Below are 17,916 nucleotides of genomic sequence, written 5' to 3'. Positions count from 1 at the left end.
ATGGATAGCAGGACGCGCGGGACCAAGGCGAGCCCCTGGAGCCGCTATGTAGAGTCGGCAGTCCATGGGCAAGCACCTGGTCGGCAGGATGCCCGGCATGCCGGGGCGGTGGGACGGCCGCGGCCGGCGGCCGGAACCGACACCCGGGAAAGCTCCCGGCTGGGCGCCCCGGCCGACCTCCGAAGGGGGTTGCTCAGCCCTGTCCGTGAATCCCGGAGAAGCATTCAAAAATTCTACGCAGCGCAGTCAGCACGGTTTCGGGAAGGCGGCAGGAAAGCGCGGCAGGAGGCAGACCCTGACAGTGGCGGAACCCCGCGCCGGCGCACCGACGTCCGGCTGGCGTTGCCGGCGGCGCTCGTTTGGGCTGCCTCCGTTGCCGGTCTCTGGCTGCCCCCGTTGGCCCTGGCGGGCGTCTGCTGCGCACTGCTCGTCTTTGCGGCGCTGCTGCTGCACCGCACCTTCAAGGACCGTACCCTTCGTGCGGCCCGGCAAGGCGGGGCCCGGCATGGGAGCGGAAAGCCGGCTCGGCGCAGTTTCCTGGCCACTACGGCGGTTGCCCTCCTCCTGGCAGCGACAGTGGCAGCACACTCGGCAATAGCCGCCACCCAGCGCCACGACGGTCCCCTCGCCGCCGCCGTCTCCTCCGGGAAGTCAGTGGTAGCCGTGCTGGAAGTGGCAGGAGCCCCGCGTGCCTTGACTGCACCAGATCAGGCTGGCCCGCCGGCCCGTTGGTCCGTGCCGGTCTGGACCCGGGACGTCAGTACCGGGGGTGTGGTGCTCCGGACGCGTGCGCAGCTGCTGGTGATGGGTGGTGGCGGCTGGGGCGAAGTGGTGCCCGGCCAGCTGATCCGGACGACAGGAAAGCTTCGCCCCGCTGATCCCGGGAAGGAGGAAGCCGGCATCCTCACGGCGTCCTCCGGGCCAGGGCAGCCAGTTGCCCCGCCAATCCTGCAGGGAGCGGCCAAGGAGCTGCGGGAACGCTTCGTGGCCGCCGCCGCTTTCCTCCCCCCGGACCCCCGCGGCCTGCTGCCCGGGATGGTTACGGGGGACACCAGTGCCTTGGACGAGGGCCTTAACTCTGCCATGAAGAGTGTTGGCATGACCCACCTGACAGCTGTCAGCGGGGCAAACTGCAGCCTGGTCCTTGGCGCTCTGCTGCTGATCTGCAGGAGATTCCGCCTACCCCGGGTGCCCGCAGCTGTGCTGGCTGTAGCTGGCCTTGGAATGTTTGTACTGCTCGTCGGACCCGACGCGAGCGTGCTGCGGGCAGCCCTGATGGGAGCAGTGGCGGTGGCGGCCCTGGCTGCCGGGCGGTCCGGGCGGGGTCTGAGCTTCCTGTGCCTCGCCGTGATCGGCCTCCTGCTGGCCGACCCGGGCCTGGGCACAAGTTTTGGGTTCCTCCTGTCCGTCCTGGCAACTCTGGGGATCATCGTCCTGGGCCAACGACTGATGGCGTGGACACCCGTTTTCATCCCGCGCTGGGCAGCGGCCGCTGTAGCTGTACCCTTGTCCGCGCAGTTGCTGTGCGGACCGGTGATTGTTGTGCTGCAGCCCCAGTTTTCAACCTACTCACTGCTGGCCAACGTCATAGCGTCGCCACTGGTGGCACCTGTAACCCTGCTGGGAACGGCTGCCGTGCCCCTGACCGTGCTGGCGCCGTGGGCGGGAACCGTCCTGATCGCGGTGGCCGGTGCGTTCAGCGGCGGAGTGGCGGCGACGGCAAGATTCACCTCCCAGCTTCCCGGCGCGGCCCTTCCCTGGCCCGAGGGTCTGCCGGGATTGTTGACGATGCTTTGCCTGTCTGCGTTGACGTTCCTCGCTTTCTGGGCCGCAGTCCGCCCGCACCGGCTGGTTCGGTTTGTTTTGGTTTCGCACGGGCACACGGTGTTCCTGATCGAACTGCTGGAGCGGAAGGCGGCCGGATTATTGCAGGGCTACGGCCGGAAGCCGCGGCACAGACCGGCCCGGCGGGGGCTACCGCAGCGTGGTCCGGGCTTGGACCGGGCCGCAGGACATGGCAGGCTGGGATACTCCACAAAACTTTCCGGAAGGAAGCCCTGATGGCCGCTGCGCAAAAACGTGCAACCCGTTCGCCGGCGTCGAACGGCCCCACCTGGCGGGACGTAACCCCGGCCGCAGTGGTCCTGGTCAGCGGACCCGAAGAATACATCGGCATCAGGGCCATGGACCGGGTCCGGGCGCAGGTACGGGAAGCGGCCCCGGATGTTGAAGTCAGCCGGCTCAATGCCGCGGCCTATGAGGCAGGGACCCTGCTCATGCAGGTCAGCCCATCCCTTTTCGGTGAAAGCAAGCTCATCGAAGTGGAGGCCGTCGAATCGACGAACGATGCCTTCCTGGCCGACGCGCTGGCCTACCTTGGCCACCCGGAGTCCGACGCCGTTCTGGTGCTGCGGCATGGCGGGGGAGTCCGGGGCAAGAAGTTGCTGGACGCGATCAAGAAGGCCGGCTGGCCGGTAGTGGACTGTCAGCCCCTCAAAAAGGACGCGGACAAGGTGGCCTTTGTCACCGCAGAGTTCAAAGGGGCCGGGCGGCGGATTGAGCAGGACGCCGTGCAGGCACTGGTTAACGCTGTCGGGGCAAACCTTTCGGAGCTGGCGGCGGCATGCAGCCAGCTGATCGCGGACGCCGGCACCACGGTGACCACTGACATTGTGGACCGCTACTACGGCGGACGGATCGAGGCCACGGCGTTTAAGGTTGCAGACGCTGCCATGGCAGGAAACGGGCCGCTGGCGCTGTCCACTCTTCGCCACGCCCTCGCCACGGGAGCAGATCCGGTCCCGCTGGTGGCCGCGCTGGCAGCAAAGTTGCGGACCGTGGCACGCGTAGCCGGCGCTTCGGGTTCTTCCGCCCAGATCGCCGCCGACCTCGGAATGCAGCCCTGGCTGGTGGAACAGGCCCAGCGGGAGGTCCGGCGCTGGACCCCGGAAGGCCTGGTCCGCTCCATCCAGGCCACCGCCGAAGCCGATGCCCAGGTCAAGGGCCTCTCCCGCGATCCCGTCTATGCAGTGGAACACGCGGTCACGGTGATCGCCATGTCCGTCCAGGGCAGGTAAGCCGGCAGCACGTCACACCAAGCGCCGGGGAAAACCGAAGCGTAGTTAGTTGAAAGAACGCAGTTAGTTAAGAGAGCGCAGGAACTTAAAGATGTGTGGCCGGTACCAACCGGTACCGGCCACAACCATCAGTTCAAGGAACTGGAAACCTTACAGTGCGTTGACCTTCTTGGAGATCGCCGACTTGCGGTTTGCTGCGTTGTTCTTGTGCAGAACACCCTTGCTGACAGCCTTGTCCAGCTTGCGGCTGGCAGCAACCAGGGCAGCAGCAGCTGCATCCTTGTCCGTGGACTCAACGGCGGTGTTGACGGCGCGGATGGCCGTCTTCAGCTCGGACTTGACTGCGTTGTTGCGCAGGCGTGCCTTCTCGTTGGTGAGGATGCGCTTCTTCTGGGACTTGATATTCGCCACGTGTGAACTCTCTTTTTAATGCGGAAATGGTCTAGAGGGCTTTCAGATTGGCCATTGACTGAGCGGCGTGGGGATACCTATGGCGGCCAACCATCAGTGGCCGTCGACCTGCACGGACACACAGCTATAAAGAATAGCAGGTCAGGCGCAGGACTGGCCATTTGGGAACCTAGCTCCAGCCGTGTCGCCGGCGAAGCCCTGCGGCCACCTTGTCAAAGCGCGCGCGTTCCAGCACGGCGCCTTCCCGCCGGATGCTGTCCGGCCGGAGCTGAACGATGCGGTCCAGCCGGGCTTCGCTGGACCTGCCCTGCCGGTCCCACGCACCAGCGCCGATGTCCACATAGCCTGCTGATGCTCCCGCGTCGGGGACCCGGTCTTTGCTGGTGAGCATCAGCCCAAGGAGGTACCCGCCGCTGCGGCCCACCAGCAGCACCGGCCGGTCTTTGCCGCGCGTGTGATCCTCTTCGTAAGGGACCCAGGCCCACACCACCTCGCCCGGATCCGGGCCGCCGTCCGGCTGCGGCGCGTAGCGGATGGTAAACCGGCCTTCAAAGTCGCCCGGGTACTGTTCATTGCCCGGAGGTGCGGGGGAGGGCGCGCCGCGGGCCGGACCGGCTTTGCCGGCCGGGGCGCCGCGGCCGGCCTTCTGCAGTGCTCGCAGGCCGGCCCTGACGGCGCCTGCCAGGGAACGGAGGTTGATAGCCATCGTGCAACCCTAGCCCTGGCCCCAGTCACGGGCATGGATGTCACCTGGTCGCAGGCGTGGACGGCCAAGGGGCCCGTAATGCAGTGCCACGCGCCCGGACGTGGGACACTTGAAGTTCCAGATGTGCGGAGTGTCCGCAGGGTGCCCTCTGTGCGCCCTGGCGGCGGCCGCGTGAATGCCAACAGTAAGGACCCTGCGTGTCTCCCATGGCCCGCACCGCCCCGGTGCCCGCCGCGACAGATCCGGCAATTATTCGGAACTTCTGCATCATCGCGCACATTGACCACGGCAAGTCCACCCTCGCCGACCGCATGCTGCAGTTCACCGGCGTCGTTCAGTCCCGCGACATGAAGGCCCAGTACCTGGATCGCATGGACATCGAACGTGAGCGCGGCATCACCATCAAGTCCCAGGCCGTCCGCATGCCGTGGGAACTCGACGGCACCAGCTACGCGCTGAACATGATCGACACGCCCGGCCACGTCGACTTCACGTACGAGGTGTCCCGCTCCCTGGCGGCCTGCGAAGGCGCAATCCTCCTGGTTGACGCAGCCCAGGGCATTGAAGCCCAGACCCTGGCCAACCTGTACCTGGCGATGGAAAACAACCTCACCATCATTCCGGTCCTGAACAAGATCGACCTCCCGGCGGCCCAGCCCGAAAAGTACGCGGCCGAACTGGCCAGCCTGATCGGCGGCGACCCCGAGGACGTGCTCCGGGTCTCGGGGAAGACCGGGATGGGTGTTGAGGCGCTGCTGGACAAGATCGTGCGCGACCTGCCCGCCCCGGAAGGTGATGCGAACGCTCCTGCCCGCGCCATGATTTTCGACTCCGTGTATGACACCTACCGCGGCGTGGTCACCTACGTCCGAGTCGTGGACGGCATGCTCCACCCGCGCGAACGCATCCAGATGATGTCCACCCGGGCCACCCACGAACTCCTGGAGATCGGGGTGAGCTCCCCGGAACCCACCCCCTCCAAGGGCCTGGGTGTCGGCGAAGTGGGCTACCTCATCACCGGGGTAAAGGACGTCCGCCTGTCCAAGGTGGGCGACACGGTTACCAACCTCGCCAAGCCGGCCGCCGATTCGCTCCCGGGCTACGCCGATGCAAAGCCGATGGTCTTCTCCGGCCTGTATCCGCTGGACGGCACGGACTACCCGGTGCTGCGCGATGCGCTGGAGAAGTTGATGCTCAACGACGCCGCCCTGGTCTACGAGCCGGAAACCTCCGCGGCGCTGGGCTTCGGATTCCGTGTGGGCTTCCTGGGTTTGCTCCACCTGGAGATCACCCGCGAGCGGCTCGAACGCGAATACAACCTGGACCTGATCTCCACTGCGCCCAACGTGGAATACGAGGTGACGCTGGAGGACAAGAAGGTGGTCCACGTGACCAACCCCAGCGAATACCCCTCCGGCAAGATTTCCGAGGTCCGCGAGCCGATGGTGTCCGCCACCATCCTGGCGCCGAACGAATTCGTGGGCGCCATTATGGAGCTGTGCCAGAGCCGGCGCGGCGTTATGGGCGGCATGGACTACCTCTCCGAGGACCGGGTGGAAATCCGGTACCGCCTGCCCCTGGCCGAGATCGTGTTCGACTTTTTCGACATCCTCAAGTCCAAGACCCGGGGCTACGGTTCCCTGGACTGGAAGGCCGACGGCGACCAGGTGGCCGACCTGGTGAAGGTGGACATTATGCTCCAGGGGGAGCAGGTGGATGCCTTCTCCGCTATCACGCACCGAGACAAGGCGTACGCCTACGGCGTCATGATGACCACCAAACTGCGCGAGCTCATTCCACGCCAGCAGTTCGAGGTGCCCATCCAGGCAGCCATTGGCTCCCGGATCATCGCCCGCGAAAGCATCCGCGCCATCCGCAAGGACGTGCTGGCCAAGTGCTACGGCGGTGACATCTCACGTAAGCGCAAACTGCTGGAAAAGCAGAAGGAAGGCAAGAAGCGCATGAAGATGGTGGGCCGGGTCGAGGTCCCCCAGGAAGCGTTCATCGCCGCCCTCACCACAGACGAGTCCAAGGACAAGGCCAAGAAGTAGTGAACACAGCGTCCGGCAACACCGGAGGCCCCTGCAATGCCTAGCACCCTTCCCCTCGGCGACCCGGCGCCGTCGGACGGCCTGCTGCCTGCCCAGGCAGTGGACGGTTCGGCGGACCGGGCGTTTGGCCTGTACGTGCACATCCCGTTCTGTGCGGTGCGCTGCGGCTACTGTGATTTCAACACCTACACAGCCACCGAGCTCGGCGGCGGTGCCTCGCAGGATGCCTATGCCGGCACGGCCGCTTCAGAGGTGTCGCTGGCGGCGAAGGTCCTGACGGAATCCGGCCTTCCCTCGCGCAGGTTGAGCACCGTGTTTTTCGGTGGGGGCACACCCACCCTGCTTCCCGCGGACGATCTTGCCCTGATTCTCCGGCGCGCCATCGACCAGTGGGGCATCGAAGACGGCGCCGAGGTCACCACGGAGGCGAACCCCGATTCGGTCACGCCCGAATCCCTCTCCATCCTGAAGGACGCCGGGTTCACCCGGATCTCCTTCGGCATGCAGTCAGCCGTTCCGCACGTGCTCAAGGTACTCGACCGAACGCACACGCCCAGCCGTGTCCCGCAGGTGGTGCAATGGGCGCGCGAGGCCGGCCTCGCAGTCAGCCTGGACCTCATTTACGGGACACCGGGGGAGTCCCTCGCCGACTGGCGCTACTCCCTCGAGACCGCTTTGTCCTACGAGCCTGACCACATCAGCGCCTACGCGCTGATCGTGGAGGACGGTACCAAGCTTGCCGCGCAGATCCGCCGCGGTGAAGTCCCAGGAATCGACGACGACGACCACGCCGACAAGTATGAACTCGCCGACCAGCTCATCACCGAAGCCGGCCTGGGCTGGTACGAAGTCAGCAACTGGGCCCGCACCCCGGAGCAGGCCTGCCGCCACAACCTCGCCTACTGGCGCGGCGATGACTGGTGGGGGATCGGGCCCGGCGCGCATTCGCATGTGGGCGGGGTCCGCTGGTGGAACGTCAAACACCCCACCGCCTACGCCGGTCGCCTGGCGCAGGGCCTTTCGCCGGCTGCCGGCCGGGAGACCCTGGACCTGGAAACCCGGAACGTGGAGCGGGTGATGCTCGAGGCGCGGCTGCAGTCCGGTCTTGAGGTTTCTTCACTCGGCGCGGACGGCCGGCACGAGGTTGCAGGCCTGATTGCTGACGGTTTGGTGGAGCCGGCCGAAGCCTTCCGGGGACGGCTGGTCCTCACCCTCAAGGGCAGGCTGCTGGCTAATGCCGTGGTCCGCCGCGTCCTTCCGGCCTGACAACAGCTTTCCCCGGGGTATACACCCCCGGGTGCTCGGCGCCCTCCCTCCGGACAATCTGAACGCTCAGCCCTCCGGCGGGCCGCCAAGAATGGTGGTGGTCCTGGTGGGGCTGTCCCATAGCCGGGCTGCGGTGCACACTCCCTCCGTCCGCACGTCCAAGGCGTCACAGGCGGTTCCGAGCAGGTGCCCGGGAATACGGCGGGCGAGCGTGACGTGCGGCATCCAGGCATCCGGCAGGGTATTGGCAAAAGCCCCCGTGCACAGCTGATGCAGCCTGGCGTGCAGTTGCAGCAGACCCGCCGCCGGCACCACCAGGCGTGCCAGCACGTGCTTGCCGGGACCGGCAGGAAAGACCACCAGGCCGGAAAACCGGACGTCGACCGGCAGTACGCCCCACAGGTCCTGCGCAGCGGGGCCGAGGTCCAGGTCGTTTCCTGCCGCCAGCGTGATGTGGGGCCTGTTGCTCGGAGAGGTATGCGAGGCCAAGCTCGGCAGACCCGCCGCATGGAGGCGGGCCCAATCCGTCCTGATTGAAGAATCGGTGGCTTCCCCGAAGGTCAACTCGACGCTGCGCATGCACCCATCATGCAGGACGCTGCCGTCCGGTAGTGCGGGGAAGCGGCCTGGGCAGCGCTATTTGATCCAGCGCAGGTTGTACGGGTAACGGTGCGGTTGGCCCTTGTTGACGTGGATTCCGGCGGCAACCGAAAAGCAGGTGAGGGCAATCCAGATCAGTGTTGCGATGACGGCAAAGAGGTTGCCGATTACCGGCACGAAGACCAGGATGTTGGCGACCACTGCGGCGATGGTGGGCGGCAGGCTGAAATTCAGCGCCTCCTTGGACTCCTGCGCCGTGAACGGGCCCCGGTCACGGAAGATCAGGTAGATCAGCAGCGACGGAACGCAGCCCAAAATGCCGCCAAAGTGGGCGAGGGTGGCCCACTGCCGGTCTTCGCTGGCCGTCAGGGGCAGCGCGTTGGCTGGAACGCCATGGTACTCCGAACGGCCCTGGCTGTCCCTGTGCTCACGTGCGTTTTCTGCCACAGTCTGTTCCTTCGAAGATGCAATGGTGCTGACTAAGAATGCCATGTCTACTGCCGGTGCTGCGATCCGCAGGTACCGCAGTACCAAGAATACTGGGTGCAGCGGTGCTGCCTGTCCCAAGCAAGGCAGGAGCGCGGGCGGGCGCGAACCAGGTGCGGTTCAGGGAACGGTGAGGAAATCGATGACTTCCTCTACCCTTCCCAGCAGCGACGCTTCCAGGTCAGCGTAGGTGCGGACGGCGCCCAGCAGCTTCTGCCATCCCAGGCCGATGTCCTCTTTGGTTTCGTGGGGCCAGCCAAAGGCTGCGAGGATGCCTGTTTTCCAGTCCTGCCCCCGCGGCACTGTCGGCCACTTCTCGATACCCAGCACGGCCGGGCGGATGGCCTGCCAGACGTCAACGTAGGGGTGGCCAACGATCAGCACGTTTCCCTTGGCGCCGGGAGAGGCCATAACGGCGTCCGCTATGCGCGATTCTTTCGAATCAGGCACCAGGTGGTCCACGAGCACACCCAGCCGCCTGCCCGGCCCCGGCTTGAAATCGGCTACAGCCGCCGAGAGGTCATCAATGCCGTGCAGGGGTTCGACGACGATGCCTTCCACCCGGAGGTCATCTCCCCACACCTTCTCCACAAGTTCGGCGTCGTGCTTTCCTTCCACCCAGATGCGGCTTGCCTTGGCAACCTGGGCCCTCTGGCCGGCAACGCGGACCGAACCCGACGCGGTCCGGCCGGCGGCTGTACCAGGACCTGCGGCCGGCCGGGGAGCCGGCGGCATCAGGCGGATCGCCTGGCCTTCCAGGAGGAATCCGAAGCCCAGCCGGAACGAGCGCGACTTGCCGCGGCGGTCCTCCAGTGCCACCACATGCATTCCTCCCGATTTCTCCACCCGGGTCACCGCGCCAACCCAGCCGGACTGCACATCCTCCAGCACCATGCCGCGCTCCACGGGTACTTCGGGCAATTGCGTCCGGGCAGGCGCGGACAGGTCCTGGGCTCCCCAGTTCTGGTAATGCATGAATCACTCCGCCTAGCGCTAGATCACGGCCGGGAATTTCGCCCGGAGCGGTTCCAATGCTAACAACGGGGCGAGTCATAATAGACTGTTAGCACTTGGGCATGTCGAGTGCTAACCCCTGTAGCGTCACGTGCGGGCGGAACGGCTGCCCTGAACCCTGGATGGAGGTGGAGAGTGAGCGAGCCACGCAAACTGGAAGTACTGCGGGCCATCGTGGAGGACTACGTCCACTCCCGCGAGCCCGTCGGGTCCAAGGCACTGGTGGAGCGGCACCATCTCGGTGTCTCCAGCGCCACCATTCGCAATGACATGGCCGCGCTGGAGGACGAAGGGCTGATTACGGCGCCCCACACCAGCGCAGGCAGAATCCCCACGGACAAGGGCTACCGGCTCTTCGTGGACCAAATTTCGGCGGTGAAGCCCTTGTCCCAGGCGGAGCGGCGGGCCATCCAGTCCCTGCTTGAGGGCTCGGATGACCTCGACGACGTCCTGGAACGTACCGTCCGGCTGCTGTCCCAGCTGACAAACCAGGTGGCGGTTGTCCAGTATCCGCACCTCAACCGCGCACTGGTCCGCCACATCGAGTTCGTTCTCCTGGCGCCGCGGAAGGTGTTGGTGGTGCTGATCGCCAACAGCGGCAAGGTGGAACAACGGGTTATCGACGTCGGGCAGGATTTGGCGGATGACGCCCTTGCTGCGTTGCGCGCCCGGTTCCTTGGGTCACTGACCGGTACACCGCTGGCCCAACTGGGACAGTCCCTGCCCCCGGTAGTATCCGGTGTCGCTCCTGGACAACGGCAGGCAGCCCAGGCGCTGGCGCACGGCCTGGAAGGCCTGGCCCACAGCAGCCGCGAAGACCGCATGGTGATGGCCGGCACGGCCAACCTGGCCCGCTCCAACGTTGACTTCCCGCTCAGCATCGGTCCGGTACTGGAAGCACTGGAGGAGCAGGTGGTGATGCTGCGCCTGCTGAGCGAGATGGCGCAGGACCACCGCGGAGTGGCCGTGAGCATCGGCCGCGAAAACCCCTACGACGGCCTGGCGGAGGCATCCGTCGTGGCCACCGGCTATGGCCCGGACAGTGTCGCCAAAATTGGCGTGCTGGGCCCCACCAGAATGGACTATCCCACCACCATGGCCGCCGTCAGGGCTGTGGCCCGTTATTTGTCACGGATATTGGGGCCCTGACCGCAGTACGGCGCGCAAAAGCGCACAGCAGTCTATGCAGTACGCCTGCAGGCAGAACAACAAGGAAGAGATACGAACTTTGAGCAGCCACTACGAAGTCCTTGGAGTCTCACCGGATGCCACCGGAGAAGAGATCAAGAAGGCCTACCGCAAGCTGGCCCGGACCCTTCACCCGGACGTCAATCCCGGTGAGGACGTTGCGGACCGCTTCAAGGCAGTGACCCACGCCTACGAAGTTCTCTCGGATCCCCAAAAGCGGCGGGTCTATGACACCACCGGCAACGAGAACGGCACGGACAACGGGTTCGGCGGGGGAGCGTACGCCGGCCAGGGCTTCGCTTTCCAGGACATCTTCGACACCTTCTTCGGCGCCGGCGGCACCACCGGCCCCGCTTCACGGGTCAGGCGCGGGCAGGATGCGCTCATCAGCGTCCGGATCGAACTCCGCGATGCGGTGTTCGGGGTCAACAAGAAGCTCGAAGTGGACACGGCAGTGGTCTGCCCCACCTGTGACGGCTCGTGCTGCCGTCCCGGAACCCATCCGGAGCCCTGCGACATCTGCGGCGGCAGCGGCCAGGTCCAGAGGGCAGTGCGTTCCATCCTCGGCCAGGTCATGACCGCCGCCCCCTGCGGCACCTGTGAAGGCTTCGGAACCGTCATCAAGGACCCCTGCAACGAATGCAGCGGGCAGGGCCGGATCCGCAGCCGCCGTTCCCTGACCATCAAGGTTCCCGCCGGCGTCGCCACCGGCACCCGCATCCAGCTGTCCGGCCAGGGCGAGGCCGGTCCCGCCGGCGGGCCCGCCGGTGACCTCTACGTGGAGATCCGCGTCAACAACGACGCCACCTACGTCCGGGAAGGGGACGATCTCCACGCCACCTTGAACATTCCCATGACTGCAGCTGCGCTGGGAACCGATGTGACCCTCGAAACCTTCGACGGGCCCCAGGACATCGACGTCAAGGCCGGCACCCAGTCCGGGGAGATCATCACCCTGCGCGGTCTGGGCGTCACGCACCTGCGCGGCTACGGCCGCGGTGACCTGAAGGTTCACCTCCAGGTTGAGACGCCCGCAAAGCTCGATGCGGCGCAGGAGGACCTGCTGCGCCAGCTCGCCAAGCTTCGCGGCGAGCAGATCACGGACGGCAAGCTTGCTGCCAGCGGCGGCATGTTCGCCAAGCTTCGGGACCGGCTCGGTAACCTGTAGCGGTGAGCAACCCCGTCTTTTTCACTGCGCCCGGGTCCCTGGAAAGCATGGCGCCGCAAGGGATCTTCGTCCTGGAGGGGCCCGAAGCGCGGCATGCGGTCACGGTGAAGCGGCTCGCTTCGGGCGAAGCCGTGGACATCGTTGACGGTGCAGGCACGCGCATGAGCGGCAAGGTCACCGCCGCTTCCTCCTCGGGACTTGAAGTGGAATGCACGTCCGTGGTTGTGGAGGACCGTCCGCGCACCAGGCTGGTGCTGGTCCAGGCCCTGGCCAAGGGCGACCGGGATGAGCTTGCCATCGAGACGGCCACCGAACTGGGCATCGACGCTGTCATACCCTGGCAGTCGGAACGGTCCATTGTGCGCTGGAAAGGCGACCGGGCTGCCAAAGCCCACGCAAAGTGGCAATCCGTTGTCACCGCGGCCGCCAAACAGGCCCGCCGCGCCTTCATCCCCGAGGTGCGGGCCGCCGTCGACACCGCCGGCCTCGCCGCCGCGGTGGAGGCGGCCGGCCTCGCAGTTATCCTGCACGAGAACGCCGTTCGCCCCCTGCGGGCCGTCCTGGAGTCCTGGCTTGAAACTGGAGCCGCTGACGGGGTGCGGGAAGTATTCCTGATCGTAGGGCCCGAGGGTGGAATCAGCCAGCGTGAAGTGACAAGGCTGTGCGGCAAAGGCGCCGTCACCGCCCTGTTGGGAGAGCACGTGCTGCGCTCATCAACAGCCGGTCCTGCCGCCGTCGTTCTTGCCAGCGACATCCTGGGCCGCTGGGCGGCACCGGCAGTCTGACCCGTCGGGCCGGGGCTAACGGACCCTGAAGCTCCGGGTGTCTTCGGTGCCGTCCACCGGGCCGTCAGCGTTCGAGGTCTGGGCCACCCGAAGTTCGAAGTCACCCTCGGGCAGGATCAGGGCCAAGGTAAACACTCCGGCCTGTGCCGGATCCGCAGCCGCCGTGGTTTCCCCGGTCAGGAAGGGGGTTTTGTCCCCGTTGTCCCCGGACCGCAGGATCTGCCAGCGGAGCTTGCCGCCCGGAAGGGTGCTTCGTCCGGTGATCTTGACGCTGCCGCCGGCCACTTCCACGTTTTCCTGCGGGTCGATGATCCATACCGGGGCCACCAGGCCCACCGTGCGGGCCATCAGGGATCCCAACTGCACATGGTTGAACGCGACGTAGTCCGTGTGTCCGTCCACAAGGACCCTGACACGGATCTGCTGGCCTGAGTCAATCAGCCCTGAACTCGCGGCAGCCGCAGTAGCCGTGTAGACCAGCTGCTGAATGGCCCGGGCCGCCATGTCAGCGTCAAGATTGCTGTTGAAGGCATCCTCCGACACATCCACGGTGATGACGTCCTTGCCCGAAATCGAGGTGGCCAGCCGCCTGGGGTTCTGCCACGGCGTAAAGAAGTCCGGATCCAGCGGCTTTTCCGACATCATGGCCCGCAGGGCCCGCGTGACCGGATTCTCCTGCTCCGGGACGTCCCGGAATTCCCGGTAAAGGAAGACGTCGCTGTCGCTGCGCCCGATCCAGTAGACGGGCGCCTTGTTGGAGGACTGGGTGGTCTCCAGCGGAGCACTCGTGGACGGGGCGCCGGACGTGGTTCCCGGGGCGGCAGGGCTGGAGGCCAGCGCGCCGGTGGGGGTCGGCGCCGGTTCGGCGATGCATCCCGCCAGGACAGGGGCCGTGACCAGGAGACCGGCAAGGACCGCTGAACGGGCGCCGCTGAAGGCACCTCTGGCCCGGCGGGGCGCTGCGGTTTCCGGCACCTTGATTGCCCTGTCCTTTCCTGTTCGGGTAGGCCGATCCCCGGTCGGCTTCAATGCTCCAGCAGCAGGCTGGATTTCCAGCATTACACAGCCCCGCGGAGCAGAAGCACCGGGAGGCGCTGAGCGGTCCAACTGCAACTGGAACGATATGAGGCCGATATGAAGTTGATACCTAATGACGGGAACCCCCACCTTGTCCGCGCCGGACCGGAACCGGGAGTTTATTGCTGTATGGGGCCCGGTCCGCCTGCTGGCGTAGGATGGAAGGTACCGCTGGAAGCAACGGCAACAGCCGCCGCAGACCAGCCAACAGCCAAAGTTTCGACATCGAGGGGATCACAGGCCTGCGGGCCGGCACCATGACTGAATCAGCTAACGGAAAGCGCAGGCTCGTCACAGGCGAGGGCGCAGCAGGGGAGTTCCCCCATTCACTCCCCGGCGTCCGGACCGAAGTAGTCCTTTTCGACAACTCGGACCAGATGGTTCAATCGCTGGGCAGCCATGACGAAGCGTTGCGGTTCATCGAGGAACAGTTCCCTGACGTGAACTTCCACGTCCGCGGCAATGAGCTTTCCATCAGCGGGCCTGCTGCCGATGTCCCGCGGATCATGCGGCTCCTCCATGAGGTCCGCGGACTCGTGGCCCGCGGAACAGTCATCAGCCCGGCTGTATTGCAGCAGCTCGTGGCACTCCTCCGCACCCAGTCATTGCAGAATCCCGTGGACGTGCTCACCCATGACATCCTGTCCAGCCGTGGGAAGACCATCCGTCCCAAAACCCTGAACCAGAAGAATTACGTCGATGCCATCGACGCCAACACGGTGATCTTCGGAATCGGGCCCGCCGGAACCGGCAAGACCTACCTGGCAATGGCCAAAGCGGTGCAGGCCCTGCAGCAAAAGGAGGTCAGCCGCATCATCCTGACCCGCCCGGCAGTCGAGGCGGGGGAGCGGCTCGGTTTCCTTCCCGGCACCTTGAGCGACAAGATCGACCCCTATCTCCGTCCGCTGTACGACGCCCTGCACGACATGATGGACCCGGAATCCATTCCGCGGCTCATGGCGGCGGGAACCATCGAAGTGGCCCCGCTTGCCTATATGCGCGGCCGCACGCTCAATGACGCCTTCATCATCCTGGACGAGGCACAGAACACCACGCCTGAGCAGATGAAAATGTTCCTCACCAGGCTTGGCTTTGGATCCAAGATGGTTGTTACAGGCGATGTCACCCAGGTGGACCTGCCCTTCGGCACCCGGTCCGGGCTGCGGATCGTGGAAGAAATCCTGCAGGGCATTGACGGCGTGAACTTCTCCGTCCTGGACGCAGCCGACGTCGTGCGGCACCGCCTGGTGGGCGATATCGTCAATGCCTACAGCATCTGGGACGACACCCAGCGCAGCCGGGTCAAGCACTCGGCAAGCCGGGAAAAACGGGGGGAACACGCTTGAGCATCGAGGTGAACAACGAGTCCGGCGTCCAGGTGGATGAATCCGAGCTCGTTGCCTTATCCAGGTACATCTTTGAGCAGCTTTATATCCATCCGCAGGCCGAACTGTCCATCCTCCTGGTGGACGAACCCGCGATGGAGAAACTCCACATCGAGCTGATGGACGAGCCCGGCTCCACTGACGTGCTGTCCGTGCCGATGGACGAGCTGACTCCGGGTACGCCTGACCGGCCCACGCCCCAGGGCATGCTGGGGGACATTGCGGTGTGCCCGCAGGTTGCCACCGTCCAGGCCCGGAACGCCGGCCATTCCCTGCAGGACGAGATGCTGCTGCTGACTACGCACGGCATCCTGCACCTGCTGGGCTACGACCATGCCGAGCCCGAGGAGAAGGCCGAGATGTTCGGCCTTCAGCGCGAGCTCCTCTCCGGCTTCACCGGCAAAGAAGCGCCCGCCGAGACCACCCAGTGACCCCTCTGCTCCTGGTTGCGATGGCCCTTGCTTTCCTGGGCGTCGCGGCAGTACTGACCGCGGCCGAGGCCGCCTTTAACTTCCTTCCGCGGCACGACGCCGAGGAAGCACTCCTCAAGAGCCGCGGCACCGCCATGCGCCGGATCCTGGCGCAGCCCGTTGCCCACATCCGCGCCCTGCGGTTCTGGCGCATCTGGTTCGAGATGGCCTCAGCGGTTGCCGTCGCCGTCCTGCTGTACAGCCTGCTGGACAACATCTGGCTGGCGGGGCTTGCCGCGACCGGCATCATGGCCCTCCTGGGATTCGTCATTGTGGGTGTCTCTCCCCGCCAGCTCGGAAGGCTCCACTCAGCCGCCGTCGTGCGCTTCACCGCACCGCTGATCCGTTTCCTGACCTGGGTGCTGGGACCCATCCCCGGGTGGCTCGTGGCGCTGGGAAGCGCTGCAGCGCCCGGTGCGCCGGGCGGCGATGAGGCGTTCTTCAGCGAGCAGGAATTCCGTGAGCTCGTGGAACGGGCCAGCGAATCAGACATGATCGAGGACACCGAGGCCGAGATGATCCAGTCGGTCTTTGATTTCGGCGACACCCTGGTCCGTGCCGTGATGGTGCCGCGGACAGACATCCTCAGCATCGAAGCCGGCTCCAGCCTCCGCCATGCCATGTCGCTCTTCCTGCGGTCCGGGTATTCCAGGATGCCAGTGATCGGCGAAGACACGGACCATATCCTGGGCATCATCTACCTCAAGGACGTCGCCGCGGTCCTGCATGAGCTGGCACCCGGCGAGGAGCCGCCCCTGGTGGATTCGCTGGTCCGGGAGGTGCGGTACGTGCCCGAATCGAAGCCAGTCAGCGACCTGCTGCGGGAGTTGCAGAAGGAATCCACGCACGTGGCCATTGTGATCGACGAATACGGCGGTACCGCCGGACTCGTCACCCTCGAGGACCTGATTGAGGAGATCGTCGGGGAAATCGTCGACGAGTACGATACCGAAAGCGCCGAGGCCGTGGAGCTTGGCGATGGATCGTACCGCGTGAGTGCCCGGATGAGCATCGATGACCTCGGCGAGCTTTTTGACATTGAGCTCGACGACGACGAAGTGGACACCGTGGGAGGCCTGCTCGCCAAAGCGCTGGGCCGTGTGCCCATCGTAGGCAGCAGCGTTGAGGTTGACGGTGTGTCGCTCCGTGCAGAAAGGCTTGAAGGCCGCCGGAACCGGGTCAGCCACATCATTGCGGCGCAGGTTCCAAAAGTAGACACTGACTTTGAAGACCTCCTCCAGGAGGCGGAAGCAACCCAGCAGGGAGTTCCACGTGAGCAAGAAAAATAAGGCCGCAAGCGAAGAAGATTTCGGCGGCTTCCGCGCAGGATTTTCGGTCCTGGTGGGCCGGCCCAACGCGGGCAAGTCCACACTGACAAACGCTTTGGTGGGCAAGAAGGTGGCCATAACCTCCGCCAAGCCGCAGACCACCCGCCACACCATCCGCGGGATTGTCCACCGCGAGGACGCGCAGCTGATCCTCGTGGATACACCGGGCCTGCACCGTCCCCGCACCCTCCTGGGCAAGCGCCTGAACGATCTCGTGGCGGACACCCTCGCGGAGGTGGACGCGATCGGGTTCTGCCTGCCCGCCAACGAAAAGATCGGACCGGGCGACAAATACATCGCCGCGCAGCTCGCGGCTGTTGGCCGCCAGCCCGTTATCGCCATCGTCACCAAAGCAGACCTGGTGGACCGGCAGGCCCTCACTGAGCAGCTCCTCGCCGTGGCCGCCCTCGGGCGGGAAGTGCTGGGGGAGGAAGGCTGGAAGGACATTGTGCCGGTATCCGCCAGCGACGGCTTCCAGGTGGAAACCGTAGCCGACGTCCTGATCAGCCACATGCCGCCGTCGCCCCCGCTCTATCCGGACGGCGAGCTGACCGACGAACCGGAAGCCGTGATGGTCGCGGAGCTGATCCGGGAAGCGGCACTGGAAGGGGTCCGGGACGAGCTGCCGCACTCCCTGGCGGTGGTTGTCGAAGAGATTGTGCCCCGGGAGGACCGTCCGGAGGACAACCCCCTGCTGGACGTGCGCGTCAACCTCTACGTCGAACGCCCGTCCCAGAAGGCCATCATCATCGGCAAGGGTGGCAGCCGGCTGCGCGAAGTGGGCACGAACGCGCGAAAGGGCATCGAGGCGCTCCTGGGGACGCGCGTCTACCTCGACCTGCACGTGAAGGTGGCCAAAGACTGGCAGCGGGACCCGAAACAGCTGGTCAAGCTGGGCTTCTGA

The 17,916-nt window shown here is 65.7% G+C and carries 17 protein-coding genes; 11 read left to right on the top strand and 6 right to left on the bottom strand.

Features of this window, described 5'->3' with window-relative positions:
- Together M1D93_RS10290 and holA are read left to right on the top strand one after the other, a co-directional pair.
- Positions 1-2,061: a ComEC/Rec2 family competence protein gene (locus M1D93_RS10290; protein WP_461171484.1), complete on the top strand. Its 2,061-nt coding sequence runs from the start codon at positions 1-3 to the stop codon at positions 2,059-2,061.
- Positions 2,061-3,077, top strand: a complete 1,017-nt coding sequence (holA, locus tag M1D93_RS10285) for a DNA polymerase III subunit delta (RefSeq protein ID WP_461171483.1) — start codon at positions 2,061-2,063, stop codon at positions 3,075-3,077. Before M1D93_RS10290 ends, holA begins: the two co-directional genes overlap by 1 nt.
- 150 nt (positions 3,078-3,227) lie before the next feature.
- On the opposite strand, the gene rpsT is transcribed toward holA, so the two are convergent.
- Positions 3,228-3,488: a 30S ribosomal protein S20 gene (gene rpsT, locus M1D93_RS10280; RefSeq protein ID WP_011692086.1), complete on the bottom strand. Its 261-nt coding sequence runs from the start codon at positions 3,486-3,488 to the stop codon at positions 3,228-3,230.
- A 169-nt stretch (positions 3,489-3,657) separates the two neighbouring features.
- Positions 3,658-4,194: a type II toxin-antitoxin system PemK/MazF family toxin gene (locus M1D93_RS10275; protein ID WP_461171482.1), complete on the bottom strand. Its 537-nt coding sequence runs from the start codon at positions 4,192-4,194 to the stop codon at positions 3,658-3,660.
- Positions 4,195-4,391: 197 nt separating this feature from the next.
- Here M1D93_RS10275 and lepA point away from each other — a divergent pair, with 197 nt between their 5' ends.
- Positions 4,392-6,245, top strand: a complete 1,854-nt coding sequence (lepA, locus tag M1D93_RS10270) for a translation elongation factor 4 (RefSeq protein WP_256249668.1) — start codon at positions 4,392-4,394, stop codon at positions 6,243-6,245.
- Between the two features lie 36 nt (positions 6,246-6,281).
- Positions 6,282-7,511, top strand: a complete 1,230-nt coding sequence (gene hemW, locus M1D93_RS10265; RefSeq protein WP_461171481.1) for a radical SAM family heme chaperone HemW — start codon at positions 6,282-6,284, stop codon at positions 7,509-7,511.
- A gap of 66 nt (positions 7,512-7,577) precedes the next feature.
- Here the strand turns inward: hemW and M1D93_RS10260 are convergent, their stop codons facing one another.
- The 3 genes from M1D93_RS10260 to M1D93_RS10250 form a co-directional block, all read right to left on the bottom strand.
- Positions 7,578-8,090, bottom strand: coding sequence for a 2'-5' RNA ligase family protein (locus tag M1D93_RS10260; protein WP_461171480.1), 513 nt, complete (start codon positions 8,088-8,090; stop codon positions 7,578-7,580).
- Positions 8,091-8,147: 57 nt separating this feature from the next.
- Positions 8,148-8,558 (bottom strand): DUF4870 domain-containing protein, encoded by a 411-nt coding sequence (locus M1D93_RS10255; protein WP_461171479.1) that lies wholly within the window; start codon positions 8,556-8,558, stop codon positions 8,148-8,150.
- Between the two features lie 159 nt (positions 8,559-8,717).
- Positions 8,718-9,572, bottom strand: a complete 855-nt coding sequence (locus tag M1D93_RS10250; RefSeq protein WP_461171478.1) for a DUF3097 domain-containing protein — start codon at positions 9,570-9,572, stop codon at positions 8,718-8,720.
- A 174-nt stretch (positions 9,573-9,746) separates the two neighbouring features.
- Between M1D93_RS10250 and hrcA the strand changes: the two genes are divergently transcribed.
- The 3 genes from hrcA (at position 9,747) to M1D93_RS10235 (ending at position 12,752) form a co-directional block, all read left to right on the top strand.
- Positions 9,747-10,760 (top strand): heat-inducible transcriptional repressor HrcA, encoded by a 1,014-nt coding sequence (gene hrcA / locus M1D93_RS10245; protein WP_461171477.1) that lies wholly within the window; start codon positions 9,747-9,749, stop codon positions 10,758-10,760.
- Between the two features lie 79 nt (positions 10,761-10,839).
- The gene (gene dnaJ, locus M1D93_RS10240; RefSeq protein ID WP_461171476.1) at positions 10,840-11,967 is read left to right on the top strand and encodes a molecular chaperone DnaJ; all 1,128 of its coding nucleotides are present in this window, start codon (positions 10,840-10,842) and stop codon (positions 11,965-11,967) included.
- A 2-nt stretch (positions 11,968-11,969) separates the two neighbouring features.
- Positions 11,970-12,752, top strand: coding sequence for a 16S rRNA (uracil(1498)-N(3))-methyltransferase (locus M1D93_RS10235; protein ID WP_461171475.1), 783 nt, complete (start codon positions 11,970-11,972; stop codon positions 12,750-12,752).
- Positions 12,753-12,767: 15 nt separating this feature from the next.
- On the opposite strand, the gene M1D93_RS10230 is transcribed toward M1D93_RS10235, so the two are convergent.
- Entirely contained in the window at positions 12,768-13,727 is a 960-nt protein-coding gene (locus tag M1D93_RS10230; RefSeq protein ID WP_461171474.1) for a GerMN domain-containing protein, read from the bottom strand.
- A gap of 359 nt (positions 13,728-14,086) precedes the next feature.
- On the opposite strand from M1D93_RS10230, the gene M1D93_RS10225 reads away from it, so the two are divergent.
- Genes M1D93_RS10225 through era form a run of 4 tightly spaced genes read left to right on the top strand, consistent with a single transcriptional unit; the run spans position 14,087 to position 17,916 of the window.
- Positions 14,087-15,175, top strand: coding sequence for a PhoH family protein (locus tag M1D93_RS10225; RefSeq protein ID WP_461171473.1), 1,089 nt, complete (start codon positions 14,087-14,089; stop codon positions 15,173-15,175).
- Positions 15,172-15,645, top strand: coding sequence for an rRNA maturation RNase YbeY (gene ybeY, locus M1D93_RS10220; RefSeq protein ID WP_387546947.1), 474 nt, complete (start codon positions 15,172-15,174; stop codon positions 15,643-15,645). Before M1D93_RS10225 ends, ybeY begins: the two co-directional genes overlap by 4 nt.
- Positions 15,642-16,973 (top strand): hemolysin family protein, encoded by a 1,332-nt coding sequence (locus M1D93_RS10215; protein WP_461171472.1) that lies wholly within the window; start codon positions 15,642-15,644, stop codon positions 16,971-16,973. Before ybeY ends, M1D93_RS10215 begins: the two co-directional genes overlap by 4 nt.
- Positions 16,957-17,916, top strand: coding sequence for a GTPase Era (gene era / locus M1D93_RS10210; protein ID WP_461171471.1), 960 nt, complete (start codon positions 16,957-16,959; stop codon positions 17,914-17,916). Before M1D93_RS10215 ends, era begins: the two co-directional genes overlap by 17 nt.

It is taken from the genome of Arthrobacter sp. Z1-9, assembly GCF_054792695.1.
This window is presented reverse-complemented; position numbering and strand designations above follow the sequence as displayed.

Bases quoted from the DNA above. Each gene is read 5' to 3' on its own strand.
- hemW (WP_461171481.1), top strand. From the start codon at position 6,282: ATGCCTAGCACCCTTCCCCTCGGCGACCCGGCGCCGTCGGACGGCCTG.
- M1D93_RS10250 (WP_461171478.1), bottom strand. From the start codon at position 9,572: ATGCATTACCAGAACTGGGGAGCCCAGGACCTGTCCGCGCCTGCCCGG.
- M1D93_RS10290 (WP_461171484.1), top strand. From the start codon at position 1: ATGGATAGCAGGACGCGCGGGACCAAGGCGAGCCCCTGGAGCCGCTAT.
- M1D93_RS10275 (WP_461171482.1), bottom strand. From the start codon at position 4,194: ATGGCTATCAACCTCCGTTCCCTGGCAGGCGCCGTCAGGGCCGGCCTG.
- M1D93_RS10225 (WP_461171473.1), top strand. From the start codon at position 14,087: ATGACTGAATCAGCTAACGGAAAGCGCAGGCTCGTCACAGGCGAGGGC.
- holA (WP_461171483.1), top strand. From the start codon at position 2,061: ATGGCCGCTGCGCAAAAACGTGCAACCCGTTCGCCGGCGTCGAACGGC.
- M1D93_RS10260 (WP_461171480.1), bottom strand. From the start codon at position 8,090: ATGCGCAGCGTCGAGTTGACCTTCGGGGAAGCCACCGATTCTTCAATC.